This window comes from Segatella copri (genome assembly GCF_949820605.1).
In the GTDB taxonomy this organism is placed as follows: domain Bacteria; phylum Bacteroidota; class Bacteroidia; order Bacteroidales; family Bacteroidaceae; genus Prevotella.
On the sequence record NZ_CATKVU010000006.1, the window covers coordinates 1,874,431 to 1,889,157 of the forward strand.

General features: G+C 48.2%; 13 protein-coding genes, 2 tRNA genes and 1 pseudogene. 10 read left to right on the forward strand and 6 right to left on the reverse strand.

The window, feature by feature from the left end; all coding sequences use genetic code 11:
* Positions 1–2 precede the first annotated feature (2 nt).
* From rlmN to RCO84_RS09060, 10 genes and pseudogenes are all read left to right on the forward strand, one after another.
* Positions 3–1,070, forward strand: a complete 1,068-nt coding sequence (gene rlmN / locus RCO84_RS09015) for a 23S rRNA (adenine(2503)-C(2))-methyltransferase RlmN (protein WP_317584804.1) — start codon at positions 3–5, stop codon at positions 1,068–1,070.
* 102 nt (positions 1,071–1,172) lie between these two features.
* Positions 1,173–2,108, forward strand: a complete 936-nt coding sequence (locus RCO84_RS09020) for a DUF4837 family protein (protein ID WP_317584805.1) — start codon at positions 1,173–1,175, stop codon at positions 2,106–2,108.
* Positions 2,109–2,116: 8 nt separating this feature from the next.
* Entirely contained in the window at positions 2,117–3,214 is a 1,098-nt protein-coding gene (locus tag RCO84_RS09025) for a PdxA family dehydrogenase (RefSeq protein WP_317576430.1), read from the forward strand.
* Positions 3,215–3,375: 161 nt separating this feature from the next.
* Positions 3,376–4,734, forward strand: a complete 1,359-nt coding sequence (locus tag RCO84_RS09030) for a sigma-54 interaction domain-containing protein (RefSeq protein WP_287836862.1) — start codon at positions 3,376–3,378, stop codon at positions 4,732–4,734.
* Positions 4,731–5,252 carry an LptE family protein gene (locus tag RCO84_RS09035; protein WP_317584807.1) on the forward strand — a complete coding sequence of 174 codons (522 nt, stop codon included), beginning with the start codon at positions 4,731–4,733 and terminating at the stop codon, positions 5,250–5,252. Before RCO84_RS09030 ends, RCO84_RS09035 begins: the two co-directional genes overlap by 4 nt.
* Positions 5,253–5,365: 113 nt before the next feature.
* Positions 5,366–6,145: a tetratricopeptide repeat protein gene (locus tag RCO84_RS09040; RefSeq protein ID WP_144155059.1), complete on the forward strand. Its 780-nt coding sequence runs from the start codon at positions 5,366–5,368 to the stop codon at positions 6,143–6,145.
* A gap of 36 nt (positions 6,146–6,181) precedes the next feature.
* Complete coding sequence (gene secG, locus RCO84_RS09045; RefSeq protein WP_317584810.1) at positions 6,182–6,577, forward strand: preprotein translocase subunit SecG; 396 nt, start codon at positions 6,182–6,184, stop codon at positions 6,575–6,577.
* Positions 6,578–6,655: 78 nt separating this feature from the next.
* Positions 6,656–6,731 (forward strand) — tRNA-His (locus RCO84_RS09050).
* Positions 6,732–6,765: 34 nt separating this feature from the next.
* Positions 6,766–6,841 (forward strand) — tRNA-His (locus RCO84_RS09055).
* Between the two features lie 154 nt (positions 6,842–6,995).
* Positions 6,996–7,972: pseudogene (locus RCO84_RS09060) on the forward strand (IS982 family transposase).
* A gap of 113 nt (positions 7,973–8,085) precedes the next feature.
* Here RCO84_RS09060 and RCO84_RS09065 read toward each other — a convergent pair.
* The 6 genes from RCO84_RS09065 to RCO84_RS09090 all read right to left on the reverse strand — a co-directional run bounded on the left by RCO84_RS09065 (position 8,086) and on the right by RCO84_RS09090 (position 14,637).
* A complete protein-coding gene (locus RCO84_RS09065; RefSeq protein WP_118079018.1) occupies positions 8,086–8,658 on the reverse strand; it encodes an L-threonylcarbamoyladenylate synthase in 573 nt (190 codons plus the stop codon).
* Between the two features lie 37 nt (positions 8,659–8,695).
* Positions 8,696–9,790 carry a methionyl-tRNA formyltransferase gene (fmt, locus tag RCO84_RS09070; RefSeq protein WP_317584812.1) on the reverse strand — a complete coding sequence of 365 codons (1,095 nt, stop codon included), beginning with the start codon at positions 9,788–9,790 and terminating at the stop codon, positions 8,696–8,698.
* A 48-nt stretch (positions 9,791–9,838) separates the two neighbouring features.
* Positions 9,839–11,599, reverse strand: coding sequence for a chloride channel protein (locus tag RCO84_RS09075; RefSeq protein ID WP_144151037.1), 1,761 nt, complete (start codon positions 11,597–11,599; stop codon positions 9,839–9,841).
* A 69-nt stretch (positions 11,600–11,668) separates the two neighbouring features.
* Complete coding sequence (locus tag RCO84_RS09080; protein ID WP_117692056.1) at positions 11,669–13,255, reverse strand: peptide chain release factor 3; 1,587 nt, start codon at positions 13,253–13,255, stop codon at positions 11,669–11,671.
* Positions 13,256–13,322: 67 nt separating this feature from the next.
* Entirely contained in the window at positions 13,323–13,877 is a 555-nt protein-coding gene (locus RCO84_RS09085) for a DUF4924 family protein (RefSeq protein ID WP_006846332.1), read from the reverse strand.
* 82 nt (positions 13,878–13,959) lie between these two features.
* Entirely contained in the window at positions 13,960–14,637 is a 678-nt protein-coding gene (locus tag RCO84_RS09090; protein WP_144150931.1) for a LysE family translocator, read from the reverse strand.
* Positions 14,638–14,727: the final 90 nt, after the last annotated feature.

Consider the following 14,727-nt stretch of genomic DNA (forward strand, 5'->3'; position numbering starts at 1 on the left):
GTATGAATAATGAAAAAAAATATCTTTTGGGTCTTACACTTGCCGAATTGAAGCAGGTGGCAAAGGACTTAGGCATGCCCGCCTTCACCGGTGGGCAGATGGCGAAGTGGCTCTATGAGCAGCATGTGAAGAGCATTGACGAGATGACCAACATCTCGAAGGCGAACCGTGCCAAACTCGCTGCCGAATACGAAATAGGATGCTTCGGATATTCCGATGCGCAACATTCGGTGGATGGTACCATCAAGTACCTCTTCCCTACCCGGAGCGGCAAATTTGTTGAAACGGTTTACATCCCCGACAAAGACCGCGCCACGCTGTGCATTTCTTCGCAGGTGGGATGCAAGATGAACTGCCTGTTCTGCCAGACCGGCAAGCAGGGGTTTGAGGGCAGCTTGCCTGCAGGCGACATTCTGAACCAGATTTACTCGCTGCCTGAGGCAGACAAGCTTACCAACATCGTGTTCATGGGTCAGGGCGAGCCGATGGATAATCTCGACAATGTGCTGCGCGCCACAGAGATTCTCACCGCCGACTACGGCTGGGCATGGAGCCCGAAGCGCATCACGGTAAGTTCGGTGGGCGTGAAGAACAAGCTGAAGCGGTTCCTAGAAGAGAGCGACTGCCATGTGGCTATCAGCATGCACGACCCTATCCCTTCTGAACGCGCTGAACTGATGCCTGCCGAAAGGGGCATGGGCATGGAGCAGGTAGTAGAACTGCTGAGGAACTATGATTTCTCTCATCAACGCCGCCTGAGTTTCGAATACATCGTCTTTAAGGGCGTAAACGACAGTATGCAGCATGCCAAGGCCATCATCAAGCTGGTGAAGGGACTTGACTGCCGCTTCAACCTGATCCGTTTCCACCAAATTCCAGACATTCCTCTGCAAGGTGTGGATGATGAGAAGATGGAGCAGTTCCGTGATTACCTCACCCAGCATGGTGTCTTCACCACCATCCGTGCCAGCCGCGGCCAGGACATCTACGCCGCTTGCGGTCTGCTCAGCACCTCGAAGAAAATCGGAGAAATCCGTGAGCACGAGGATGAAGAGAAGATGAATAAGTAAGGAAAGGAGGAGAAAAATGGATTTATTTACATTTACAATGACGATAAGTTTCATCATTGCTCTCAGCTTTCTGGCTTGGCGTTATACAAAACCAGGAAAGAAATGGTTAGAGAATCTTTAAAGATCCTACTTGCCGGCTGTCTTTTGTTCCTTTTTCTGGCAAGTTGCAGCCCGGGAGGAGGAAGAAACAGAAAACTGCCCAAGAGTACAGGACAGCCTTACGAGGTGGTACTCGAGGGAGATACCGACAGCATCGTTACGAAGATACTGACGGAAGAGGTGCCTGCCCTGCCCCAACCCGAACCGCTCTGCCGGCTCATCCAGGTTAAGAAGGGCAAGATCCACGGCAGCTACCTGCTCGTAAGAACTCGCATCGTAGTGAACATCCCGGCAGCGGAATTCTCAGTCAGGCTGAGCCGCAACGAGAATGCTTCACCGCAGACCGTCATCCGCATCTCAGCCCGCTCGCCGCAGCAACTCAGAGAGAAACTCAACCCCGAGAAACTGCGCCAGCTCGTAGATGAGACTGAACTGGAGCACCTCGCCTCCATCATCTCCACCAACCCGAGCAAACAGAACCGCGAGATGCAGCAACTGGTAAAGAAGAACTTCGGCATCAGCATGATCATCCCTGCCGAAATGCAAGCAAGCAAGAAGGTCGGGAACTTCATCTGGATTTCAAACAACGCCAGTTCAGGCATGAAGAACCTCATCCTCATGAAAGTGAAGAGGGAAGAACGAAGAGTGAAAGCCAATTCTGATGCTTTTCCTGCTCAAGAGAAGCAGCAGATTGACAGCATGCTCCGCACAAACATGCCCGGCGAAACCGACAGCATGTACATGATAATCCCAATCCTTTCAGAAAAAGGACTCTGGGAGATGAAGGGAGACGCCATGGGAGGTCCCTACGTGATGAGGCGCATCCGCCTGAGAAAAACGGGGGATGAAATCATCATCATCGGCTTCGTCTATGCGCCCGAAATGAAAAAGAAAATATTAATCAAGCAGCTAGAAGCTGCGATTTCTACTATAAAATAAAACGATAAATGGACAGCAAAAAGATTAGAGTGGCCATCACTCACGGAGATACCAACGGTATCGGATACGAACTCATTTTTAAGGCATTCAGTGAGCCAGAGATGTTGGAGTATTGTACCCCTATCATCTACGGTTCGCCTAAAGTGGCAGCTTATTACCGCAAGGCGATGAATCTGCCTGCCCAGTTCTCCATCATCCAGAAAGCAGAAGATGCTGAAGACGGAAGAATCAACCTCCTGCCAGCCGTAGACGAGGAGGTAAAGGTTGACATGGGCATGCCTACTCAGGAATCGGGTACGGCAGCCATCAAGGCACTTGACCGAGCCATGACCGACTACCGCGACGAGCTCTTCGACGTGCTCGTTACCGCACCGGTAAACAACCAGAACGCACAATTTGAGGGCTTCCAGTTCAAGGGCCACAAGGAATACATTGAAACTTGCCTAGGCGAAGGTGCCAAGGGCCTTTCCATCCTCTGCGGCGGCGACCTTCGCATCGCATCCGTAACCGGAAAGACTCCGCTCAAGGACGTGCCGGCAGCAATAACCCAGGAGCTCATCATCGAGAAGGTGAAGCAGATGCACACATCACTGAAGCGAGACTTCATGATTACCAACCCGCGCATCGCTGTGCTCGCCCTGAATCCTAGCAACAACGGTGAGGAGAGCTGCGGACAAGAGGAAGCCAGCATCATCATCCCAGCCATTGACCAGCTTGCCGAGCAGAAAATACAAGCTTTTGGTCCTTACCCTGCTGACGAGTTCTTCGGCAACGGCCATTTCGTAGAATTCGACGGCATCATGGCCATGTATCATGATCAGGCTACTACCCCGTTCCATTCTCTCTACACCGAGGATGGCGTACTCTTTACTGCCGGTCTGCCACTCGTGCACACCGCCGCCAACACCACTCCTAGCTACAGCATCACGGGCTGCAACGAAGCCGATGCAATCTCCTTCCGCCACGCCATCTACTTGGCGCTGGATGCCTTCTGCAACCGCAAAGACTATGATGCGGCCTACGAGAATCCACTGCCTAAACTCTACCACGAAAAGCGTGACGAGAGCGAGAAGGTAAGATTCTCCATCCCTAAGAAAAAGGGATAAGATAAAGATTCCCTATTCCCGAGAAAAAGCGGAATAAAGAAAGATTCGGGAGAGCAGATGACGCAAAAAAGGCAAATCTGCCCTGTAATCAGACCTCCCGAATGTTAAAATAAAAAAAAAATGCAGATAATTCAGAAAAAATGAGTAATTTTGGCAGCTAAATGGATACTTCCGAACTACAAAAGATAAAACAACGCTACAATATCGTCGGTAACAGCGACGGATTGAACCATGCGCTCGACGTAGCCCTACAGGTAGCGCCGACCGATCTCTCCGTGCTCATCATCGGCGAGAGCGGTGTGGGTAAGGAAATCATTCCAAGGGTGATTCACGACAATTCGCCACGCCGCAGAGAGAAATATTTCGCCATCAACTGTGGAAGCATTCCGGAGGGAACCATTGACAGCGAACTCTTCGGACATGAGAAGGGTTCCTTCACTGGAGCCATAGGCGAAAGCGAAGGATACTTCGGTATTGCCAACAAGGGTACCATCTTCCTCGACGAGGTGGGCGAACTCCCGATACAGACGCAGGCAAGACTGCTGCGCGTGCTCGAAACGGGAGAATACATCCGCGTGGGTGGAACTGAGATAAGGAAAACGGATGTCCGCATCGTGGCAGCCACCAACGTAAACATGCGCAAGGCTGTGAGCGAAGGCCGCTTTCGCGAGGACCTCTACTACCGCCTCAACACCATCCCGATACAGATGCCTGCATTGAGAGAGCGTGGCGACGACATCCTCCTGCTCTTCCGCCTCTTCGCCATGCAGATGGCCGAAAAATACCGTCTGCCTAAGATTTCACTCTCAGATGAGGCTAAGCAGATCATGCTGAAATACAAGTGGCCGGGAAATGTGAGACAGCTCAAGAACATTACCGAACAGATGTCAGTGCTGAGCCGAGAAAGAGAAATCAATGCACAGACCCTCACCCAGTTTATTCCGAGAGATGAGGAGTCTACACAGCTCGCCACCATACAGAAGGATGGCAAGGACGACCACAGCTACGCCAGCGAGCGCGAACTGCTCTACAAGATTCTCTACGAACTGAGGGGCAACGTGAGCGACCTGAGGCGAGAGATGAACAGCCTGCGCAAGCAACTTGATGAGGCACGCCAGTTGGGCGGTACAGGCGGATATGTTTCTCCGGTTCAGCCGAATGTAGCTCCAGTATCATCCGTATCTCCGGTTTCATCGGTTTCTCCGGTTCCGTCCGTATCATCCGTTCCATCAGTTTCTTCGGTATCTTCCGTACCTCCGATTACCGATCTCGACGAGCTACAACACATCCGTCAGGAAATAGCTACAGGAGGCATGAGGGGCACTTACAAACCCGAAGCAGAGGATGCTGAGATTGAGGAGATCAAGGAAGAAAACGAGAATCTGAATCTCAGCGACCTTAGCAAGCAGATGATAGAAAAGGCACTGGAGAGAAACAACGGAAACCGCAAAAAAGCGGCAGAAGAACTGGGAATCTCCGACAGAACTCTGTACAGAAAGATTAACAAATATAAGTTATGAAGCATATACGCGCGTACATATATATAATAGGAGTCACACTGATGGTGGCGGTCATGGCAGCATGCTCCGTGAGCTACAAGTTCAACGGTGCCAGCATCGACTACACCAAAACAAAGACCATACAGATAGCCGACTTCCCTATCAGAAGTTCGTATGTGTGGGGTCCGATGGGTCCTATGTTCAACAACGAACTCAAGGATAAGTTTGCCAGCAACACCCAGCTCATACAGGTGTCACGCAACGGAGACCTGAAGATAGAGGGCGAAATCACCCAATATTCTCAGCGCAACAAGTCGGTTAGTGCTGAGGGATACTCAGTACAGACCGAGCTCAGTATCACTGTAAACGTACGTTTCACCAACACCAAGAACCATGCCGAGGACTTCGAAAAGCAGTTTACATCTGCCAAGACCTACGACACCACTCAGAGCCTTGCCTCGGTGCAGGAAGAACTGGTAACCCAGATTATCAAAGACCTGGTAGACCAGATATTCAACGCTACAGTAGCTAACTGGTAAAGTAAGTGAAGAACGAAAAGTGGAGAGTGAAGAATTCAACGGCTTTACTAATCATAAAGTTCAAAACTCAATGTTCAAAGTTCAAAGTAAAATAAAGTAAAGATAAAAATATCGTGGAATTAAGCAGATTGATACAACACCCGGAGGAAATGAACCGAGAGACGCTCTACGACTTGCGCGCCCTCTTGGCCCTATATCCGTATTATCAGACGGCACGCCTGCTGATGTTGAAGAATCTGTACCTGCTCCACGACCCGAGTTTCGACGAAGAACTGCGCCGTGCAGCCATCTACATCACCGACCGTAAGATTATCTTCGAGATGGTAGAGGCAGCCCACTATCAGATAAAAAACGCCCCTGAAGAGGCTGAATCCAACAAGCAGCAAGGCGTAAGAGGAATAGGAGCAGAAAAACACGGAGACCGTACTAGCGACCTCATCGACCACTTCCTGGGATCCATTCCTATGGAAGAAGACGAAGAAGAGAAGAAGGAGAAACGTAAGCCTACACCTGCTGACGCGGCTGTAGACTATGTGGCTTATCTCATGGAGACCGAAGACCAACAGGAGCCAGAAGATACTTCGCGCACCATGAGTCTCATCGACGACTTTATGGAGGATGGCGGTTTCAAACTGCCTAAAATCCAGCAGGACGAAGATTACAAACCAGAATTTACTCCCGAACTTCAGACCGATTCCGGCAAGGATGGCGAAGAGGAAAATAGCGGTGTATTCACCGAAACCCTCGCCCGCATCTACATCAAGCAGGGCAAGTATAAGAGGGCTTACGAAATCATCAGCCGCCTGCATCAGCAGCATCCTGACAAGAACGGATATTATGTTGACCAGCTCAGATTCCTTGAGAAACTGATGCTGAACAGCAAGAAGAAATAAAGAAGAATAATAAATAAATAAAACTAGTTTTAAAAAATGGCTTACACATTATTAGTAGTATTAATCGTCCTGGTAGCTATCCTGATGATTTTCATCGTGCTCATCCAGGAATCAAAGGGAGGTGGACTTGCAAGTAACTTCTCTTCAACCAACTCAATCATGGGTGTTCGCAAGACCACTGACATTGTTGAGAAATTAACATGGGGCCTCGCTGCAGCCTTGGTTGTCATCAGCGTGGCATGTGCTTATGTAGCGCCTCAGGCAGCTGGCGAAAGCAGTGTTTTGGAGGGAGCCACTCAGGAGCAGACCGCTCTTCCTGCTATGCCAGGTGCTAGCAAGGATGCAGCAGCAGGTGCTCAGAAGGCTGTTCCTGCAGCTGGTGCAGATGCCCATAAGGCAGCTCCAGTTGTTCCAACAAGCCCTGCAAAATAAAAAATAAGAAAAAAGGTACGAAAAAATTTGGTAGAACCATTTTTTTTTCGTACCTTTGCACCCGCTTAACAAGAATATGGTGGACGTAGTTCAGTTGGTTAGAGCGTCAGATTGTGGTTCTGAATGTCGTGGGTTCGAGTCCCACCTTCCACCCAACTATTTTTGAAAAAGCAAAACATAACCAATATGGTGGACGTAGTTCAGTTGGTTAGAGCGTCAGATTGTGGTTCTGAATGTCGTGGGTTCGAGTCCCACCTTCCACCCAAGATAAACCCTGCAAGATTCATTTCTTGCAGGGTTTCTTGTTATATATCCGTATTGAGCGGAAATTCTTTTTTGTCATATAAACGAATTGCAATAGTACTTCTTTAAACCTGTTGGCGGAATTAAAAAACCGCCTGAAAATTAGTATATTTTTATGGAGAAAAAGTTGTGCATCTCGTTGATTTTTAGTAACTTTGTAGTGTCCAATTATAAAGTTATATATTTCACGCTATGCACAACTTGTATGCAAATTTCGTAAAAATTCTTGAGATATGCAAGGATTTCTCCAAAAATTTAGTTAATGAGCTAGGAAATATTCCTCGCCCTGGAGTCGTACCACGTTTTTCAGACCTCGAAGTTGTTGCTTTGAGCTTGACAGCCGAGCATCTTAGCATCGACAGTGAAAACAACTTGTTCGATAGGCTGAAGGAGTATAAGGCAGATATGCCAAATCTGATTTCTCGACGCCAGTTCAATGACAGGCGAAAGTTCACTGCGGAACTATGTGAGAAGATTCGTAAGCGCATAGCGTCAAAGATGGATGGCGCAGAAGAATATTTCTGCATAGATTCCAAACCAATAGAGGTGTGTCGCTTGTCCAGAGGCTTGCGTTGCAAGATGAAAGGAACAGACGTAACAAACTCTCCTGCATTTGGCTATTGCGCTACTCAGAAGATATACTACTTTGGGTATAAGCTCCACGCTGTCTGTGGGTTAAGTGGAGTTATCCACTCGTATGACCTGAGTCCAGCTAATGTTCATGACATTCATTTTCTTAAAGATGTAAAGTTTCAATTCCATGACTGTTGCATCCTTGGCGATCGTGCTTACCTCAGTGCGGAACTACAGCAAGACTTGTTTTCTTCTGTAGGCATCAAGTTGGAAGTTCCATATCGCTTGAACATGAAGAATTGGCGACCAACATTTAAGCCTTATGCTAAGGCGAGGAAGAGAATCGAGACAAATTTCTCTCAACTTTGTGATCACTTCATGCTCTTCCGAAACTATGCTAAGCAAACACCAGGACTGTTTACCCGAATCATTGGGAAAATCAGCGCATTTACAGTCTTGCAATATATTAATTATGTAAACAACAGACCGATTGGCAGGGTTAAGTATGCGCTAAATTAATTCCGCCAACGGGTTTCTTTAAGTATATTATAGACTGAAAACATACAAAAAAGCCTGCTAAGGGAAGAAAATATCCCTCTAGCAGGCATTCATATAAGGATGAATTGAAAACTCTATCTGATTACTTTCACTTCACCATCCTTAGCAATCTTAACGATGCTGGAAGGCTGATGAGGTTTATGCTCCTGACGGCGGCTCCAGCAAACATAATCTACAGCATTGAGGATTTCCTCGGAGATGTCGCGATAATTCTGTGCAGCAGGCTCACCACTCACATTAGCACTTGTACTTACAATAGGCTTCTGAAAACGGTAACAGAGTTGTTTGGAGAAAGGCTCATAGGTTATACGCATCGCCAGACTTCCATCCTCTGCTACCAGATTATTAGCCACACCACTCGCATCATCAAGAATAACCGTAGTAGGCTTTACAGGCATGGCAGCATCGATGAAATCCCATGCCACCTGTGGCACATTGCGGAAATAACGCGCCATACGGTCAGCAGAATCTATCAGGCAGATAAGCGCCTTAGAATCGTCACGTTTCTTTATTTCATAAACTTTCTTTACCGCTTCAGGGTTGGTGGCGTCGCATCCTATGCCCCATACGGTATCTGTAGGATAGAGTATCACTCCACCCTTTCGCATGCACTCTATAGCACGCTTGATGTCTTCTTCTACAGTCATAATACTATAAAACTAAAAATCAAAAATCTTTTGAATCTTAAAAATCGTCACTAACATCTTTCTTCGAACACTCATAATAAGCTATGTCCTTCATACCATTGAGAAAAGCAGAAGCACCCATGCGTTTCTTGCCACTGAGCTGCAACTCCTGAATAATGAGCCATTCATCAAGGCAGGCTACTTGTAACGACTTCCCCTCAACGCGGAGCGATCCCACAGGCGCATCACCACGCTTCATACATGAAAGACGGGTAGAAAATATCTTAAGTACCTGAATTTTCTGTGTACTCTGCTTATGGGATGGATGAGCAGTAGGCTCAGGGAACCTCACGTAATCATCCTCTCCCTTAGGATCGTCAAAGAATACTACTGTCTCCTTCTTCTTAATTTCAGTCCATGCACCAGGGTATGGAGAAAGACCGCGGATGAAATCATACACCTGTTTGGCAGGCTTGTGGAAGTCGATGCGGCAGGTATCCTTGAAGATCTTCGGAGCCGGCTTGAGTTCGGCACCCTGTCCTATCAATTCGCTCTGAGGAATGGAACCGATATTGCCATTGGCAGCGATGAGCGCATCAATGGTTTCCAGCGCCAATTCAGCACCAAGATGCATCAACCCGTCGTAAACATACTCCACATTTGCCGTCTCCGGAATAGGAAAACGTTTCTGCAGAATGATGCGACCTGTATCAATATCGTGGTCGAGGAAGAAGGTGGTAACACCCGTCTCCTTTTCACCATTAATCACTGCCCAGTTGATAGGCGCCGCACCACGATACTGCGGAAGGAGGGCTGCATGTACATTAAAAGTACCATATTTCGGCATCGCCCAAACCTCCTCTGGCAACATACGGAATGCAACTACCACCTGCAAGTCTGCCTGATAAAAACGCAACTGCTCCACAAACTCAGGGTCCTTCATCTTTACAGGCTGCAGCACCGGTAAACCATGCTCTACGGCATACTGCTTAACCTGCGAAGGTTGCAGCGTATCCTGATGTCTGCCCACCGGTTTATCAGGCTGGGTAACCACAGCCACAACATTGTATCCGCCCTCTACAAGGCACTTGAGGGATTCTACCGCAAACTCCGGTGTTCCCATGAAAACAATTTTTAAATCCTTCTTCTCCATAACAATGTTTAATGTTTACTTAAGCACATGAATTCTTCACTTAAAAACCTACTCTGCCGACATATCCGCTACAATCTGCCTGTACATGGAATAGATTCTAGTACGGCTGATGTAACCCTTCAGTACGCCTACCACATCAACCACTGGCAGTTGGGCGGCATCGGTTTTATCAAATTTCTGCATCACCTCGTCCATACTGTCATGTTCGGTAAGAACGGCAGAAGGCTGCATCATCAGCTGACGCACGGTGAAATGCTGATACAGTTCGGTGCGGAAGATGATGTGGCGAATCTTCGTAATATCTATTACTCCCAACAGCACACCCGCCTGATCCAAAACAGGCAGAAAGTTGTTGTTACTGCGACTTATCTCACTCACCAGCTTGCTCATCGGCAGATCCGGACCTACCGGATGATAATCTTTCTCAATGACATCCTGCATGCCCAGCAGGGTGAGCGCAGCCTTGTCAATATGGTGGGTGAGCAGCTTGCCCTCTCTAGCCAGACGCAGGGCGTAGATGCTGTGACTCTCGAAGATGCTGATGGTGAGCAGCGAAGAGATGCACACTATCATCAGCGGCATGAAAAGCTGGTAGCCGCCCGTGAGTTCGGCGATGAGGAAGATGCCCGTAAGCGGTGCATGCATCACGCCCGTAATGAGGCCCGCCATACCCATCAGTGTAAAGTTCTGCTCAGGAACATAGACACCTACCTGATTCACATTCCAAAGGCGCGCAAAGAGGAAACCGGCAAAACCTCCGATAATGAGCGAAGGAGCAAAGGTACCACCGCATCCGCCACTACCATTGGTGGCCGAGGTGGCAAAAACCTTGGTAAAGGTTACCAAGGCGATGTAGAGGATGAGCAGCTGGTTGTGCCCGTAGAAGAGCGAACGGCTCATCACCTGCCCCCAGTCTTCCACATTCTGTCCCTTCAGCAGCACGTTGACAGCCGAATATCCCTCGCCATAGAGCGAAGGGAAGAGGAAGATGAGCGAACTCAGAATCAGTCCACCAAAGAGCAGCTTTACGTATGGATAAGGCGAAAGCTTGGCAAAGAAGCCCTCGCATGCCGACATAGTGCGCATGAAATAAAGGCTCACCAAACCGCAAAAGATGCCCAATAACAAGCAGGCAGGCACGCGGTCGAGTGCCCACAGATTGGTAAGCGTAAAATCGAAAAGGCTCTTGGATCCCATCAGGATGTAGGTAAAGCAAGTAGCTGTTACACAACTGATAAGGATAGGCAGCAAGGAAGCCATGCTCAAGTCTACCATCAGCACCTCAAGCGTAAACACGAGTCCGGCAATAGGCGCCTTAAAGATTCCAGCAATAGCTGCAGAGGCGCCACAGCCCACCAGCAGAATCATGGTTTTCTTGTCCATGCGGAAGATTTGTCCCAGGTTTGAGCCGATGGCCGAACCCGTGAGCACAATAGGAGCCTCGGCTCCCACGGAACCACCGAAACCGATGGTGATACCTGATGCCACCACCGATGACCAGCAGTTGTGGGCCTTGAGCTTGGAATTTTTGGTAGAGATAGCGTAAAGCACACGGGTGATACCGTGGGAAATATTATCTCTGACCACGTATTTAATAAAGAGCATGGTGAGGTAAATGCCCACAATCGGGAAGAGCAGGAAGAGCAGGTTATAGGTGCCCTTGTTAAATCCCGAAGTGAGCAGCAACTGTATTTCGTGCACAATGCCGTGCAGGAAATATCCTGCCACCGACGCCAGAAGGCCGATGATAAAAGCCAGGATAAGGGTCATCTGGCGGTCAGAAATATGTTTTTTCTGCCAATCCACCATCTTACTGACCCATCCCTCTTTCTGCTCGTTGTAATCTAGAATTTCTTCATCCATCTTTTTTACATTGATTTAGAATTCCGATGTGAAATGGAACTTGATGTGTTCAAAATCCTGCTGCGCCATGCTCAACACGTAGCCCGAATCGGCAAGAAAGACATCGCGCCCCTCAATATCCTTGGCCATGTACTGGTACTTGCGCTTCTTGAAGTTCTCGAGTTCCTTCTCGTCATCTGCCTCTATCCAGCAAGCCTTGTGAAGATGCACGGGCTCCCAGCGGCACTTGGCGTTGTACTCGTTCTCCAGACGGTACTGGATAACCTCGAACTGCAGCTGACCCACGGTGCCCACGATGCGGCGGCCGTTGAACTGGTTGACGAAGAGCTGCGCCACACCCTCGTTCATGAGCTGCTCCAATCCCTTCTGGAACTGCTTGCTCTTCATCGGGTCATCATTCTCGATGTACTTGAAAAGGAGTGGAGAGAAGCTTGGCAAACCGCGAAAATGCATCTTCTCTCCCTCCGTCAACGTATCTCCTATCTTGAAAATACCGTTGTCTGGCAAACCTACAATGTCACCCGGATAAGCCTCGTCAATGGTACTCTTGCGCTGTGCCATGAACTGGGTAGGCGAAGAGAAACGCACGTTCTTATCCAAGCGCACGTGGTAATATGGCTGATTTCTCACAAACTTGCCCGAGCATATCTTACAGAAAGCGATGCAGGAGCGGTGGTTTGGATCAATATTGGCTGTAATCTTGAAGATGAAACCACTGAACTTAGGTTCTTCAGGCTTCACCAGTCGCTCCTCTGCCTGGGTGGGTCTAGGAGATGGAGCAATATGAACAAAACAGTCGAGGAGTTCCTGAACACCAAAATTGTTCAGTGCCGAACCGAAGAACACAGGTGCTACCTCGGCCGAACGGTAGGTTTCTTCCTCAAACTCAGGGTAAACACCATCTACCAGTTCCAATTCCTCACGCAGTTGTGCAGCCTCACGTTCACCAACCCGCTCATCGAGTTCTGAACTTTGGATGTCTACCTCTACCTTCTCGGTAACTCGCTGTTTGTTAGGTGTAAAGAGGTTCAGCTGATGCTCGTAGATGTTGTAAACGCCCTTGAAACGGGCGCCCTGACCGATAGGCCAGCTCAGCGGGCGAACCTTGATTTTGAGCTCTTCTTCCAACTCGTCGAGCACATCAAACGGATCGCGTCCCTCACGATCCATCTTGTTGATGAAGATGATTACCGGGGTATTTCTCATACGGCACACCTCCATGAGTTTGCGGGTCTGTGCCTCCACACCCTTGGCAGAGTCAACCACGATGATGGCAGAATCTACGGCTGTAAGTGTGCGGTAGGTATCCTCGCAGAAGTCCTGGTGACCTGGAGTATCCAGAATATTCACCTTATAAGGTTCTCCCTCCTGTCCGGCAGGGAGATAATCAAATTCCATTACAGATGTAGATACCGAGATACCACGCTGTTTCTCAATATCCATCCAGTCAGAAGTCGCAGTTTTGCGAATCTTGTTATTCTTTACGGCACCTGCCACCTGAATCTGTCCACCGAAAAGCAGAAACTTCTCGGTCAATGTTGTCTTACCAGCATCCGGGTGAGAGATAATGGCAAATGTTCTTCTTCTTTCTATTTCGTTCATCCTGTTGTATATAATATATAATAATGTATATTCTAAAAAGTAATAACTAATCACTAATAACTAATCCCTACATGTCGTCATCATCAAACTTGAGTCCCTCGGTTCGGTCTTTGATGTAATAATCGCTGAGCAGACCTATGAAGACGGTAATCTCCTTGATGGCCCTTTCAGTTTCGGGCGTAATTTCCTTCTTCTGCAGGCGCAGCATCATCACACCATAGAGGGCATCGAGGCAGGTTTCAATCTCGTTGAGATCCTTGTCGCCCCGCTGGCGTAGCTCTACGATGAAAGGCAGCACCTTGTAATATTCGGCATTGTAGATAGGAAACTTGGTGCTCTGCAGCAGCATGCCGTGCAGGTCAATGACGTCCTTTAGTATCACCTTATTAATATTAAGGTGTCCTCCCTCGCGCTTTCCCTCCTCGTTCATCATGCGAATCAGGTTGCCAAACCAGTCGAGTTCTTCCTCGCGCTGCTCGGGTGTAAAGTCGAACCGGTCTACATAATTTTTCTTGATGACAGGCAGCGAGCATCCGTAAGCTCGGATGATGTCCTCAATCTGCCACATATATAATAAGTATTCTGCGATACTTTTCTTTCTTAATTCTTGTGCTACAAACATAAACTTTGAACTGCTAACATTTGAACTTTATGCTTTGCCTCCTTCTGATTGAAGGGGTGATTAAAGACCTGTTTAAGGACTTTTAAAATTCCGGCAGATGATACAGATTGAAAATCGTGCCGAAGAGAGCGATGATGGAGAAGATGATGACCACGCTGCCTATTACCTTATTGATAATGACGATGCCGTTGGTATCAAACTTGTTCCTAATCTTGTCGACGAGCCAGGTGAGTCCGAACCACCACAGCAGGGCTCCGAAGACGATGCTGAGATACCCTACTCCCATTTCTACCGGCATATCCGGTACGACGAAAGCAAACTGCGCGAAGGTGGCCATGAAGAGGAACACGATGAGCGGATTGGAGAGTGTTACGAGGAACGCCGTGATGCCGTTGTGCATCAGGGTACCCTGCTTGTTGCTCGACTTGTGCATGTTCTTCATCGGGTCGCTCTTGAAGCAGTAGATTCCGAACATGAGGAGCATCAGACTGCCGAAAATCTGAAGATAGAACTTGTTCTCGGAGTTGCTCACAAAATCCATCACAAAACTCATGCCCAAGCCTGTAAACAGAGCATATACAATGTCGCTGCATGCGGCACCCACACCTGTTACAAACCCATACCAGCGACCCTTGTTGAGTGTACGCTGGATGCAAAGGATGCCTACCGGCCCCATAGGGGCTGAGGCAAGAACACCGATGACAATTCCTTTGAATATGAAGTCAAGGATGTTTATCTCAATTGGAAATGCTAAATTCATCTTAGTATCATTACAATTTCTAACAGTCGGCAAAGTTACAAAATTTCGGGCACAAAGCACAATTTTTTCGCCTAAAAGTTCATTTTATAT

Bases quoted from the DNA above. Each gene is read 5' to 3' on its own strand.
- RCO84_RS09085 (WP_006846332.1), bottom strand. From the start codon at position 13,877: ATGTTTGTAGCACAAGAATTAAGAAAGAAAAGTATCGCAGAATACTTA.
- fmt (WP_317584812.1), bottom strand. From the start codon at position 9,790: ATGGAGAAGAAGGATTTAAAAATTGTTTTCATGGGAACACCGGAGTTT.
- RCO84_RS09035 (WP_317584807.1), top strand. From the start codon at position 4,731: ATGAAGCATATACGCGCGTACATATATATAATAGGAGTCACACTGATG.
- RCO84_RS09020 (WP_317584805.1), top strand. From the start codon at position 1,173: ATGGTTAGAGAATCTTTAAAGATCCTACTTGCCGGCTGTCTTTTGTTC.
- RCO84_RS09065 (WP_118079018.1), bottom strand. From the start codon at position 8,658: ATGACTGTAGAAGAAGACATCAAGCGTGCTATAGAGTGCATGCGAAAG.
- RCO84_RS09025 (WP_317576430.1), top strand. From the start codon at position 2,117: ATGGACAGCAAAAAGATTAGAGTGGCCATCACTCACGGAGATACCAAC.
- RCO84_RS09080 (WP_117692056.1), bottom strand. From the start codon at position 13,255: ATGAACGAAATAGAAAGAAGAAGAACATTTGCCATTATCTCTCACCCG.
- rlmN (WP_317584804.1), top strand. From the start codon at position 3: ATGAATAATGAAAAAAAATATCTTTTGGGTCTTACACTTGCCGAATTG.
- RCO84_RS09090 (WP_144150931.1), bottom strand. From the start codon at position 14,637: ATGAATTTAGCATTTCCAATTGAGATAAACATCCTTGACTTCATATTC.
- RCO84_RS09075 (WP_144151037.1), bottom strand. From the start codon at position 11,599: ATGGTGGATTGGCAGAAAAAACATATTTCTGACCGCCAGATGACCCTT.
- secG (WP_317584810.1), top strand. From the start codon at position 6,182: ATGGCTTACACATTATTAGTAGTATTAATCGTCCTGGTAGCTATCCTG.
- RCO84_RS09030 (WP_287836862.1), top strand. From the start codon at position 3,376: ATGGATACTTCCGAACTACAAAAGATAAAACAACGCTACAATATCGTC.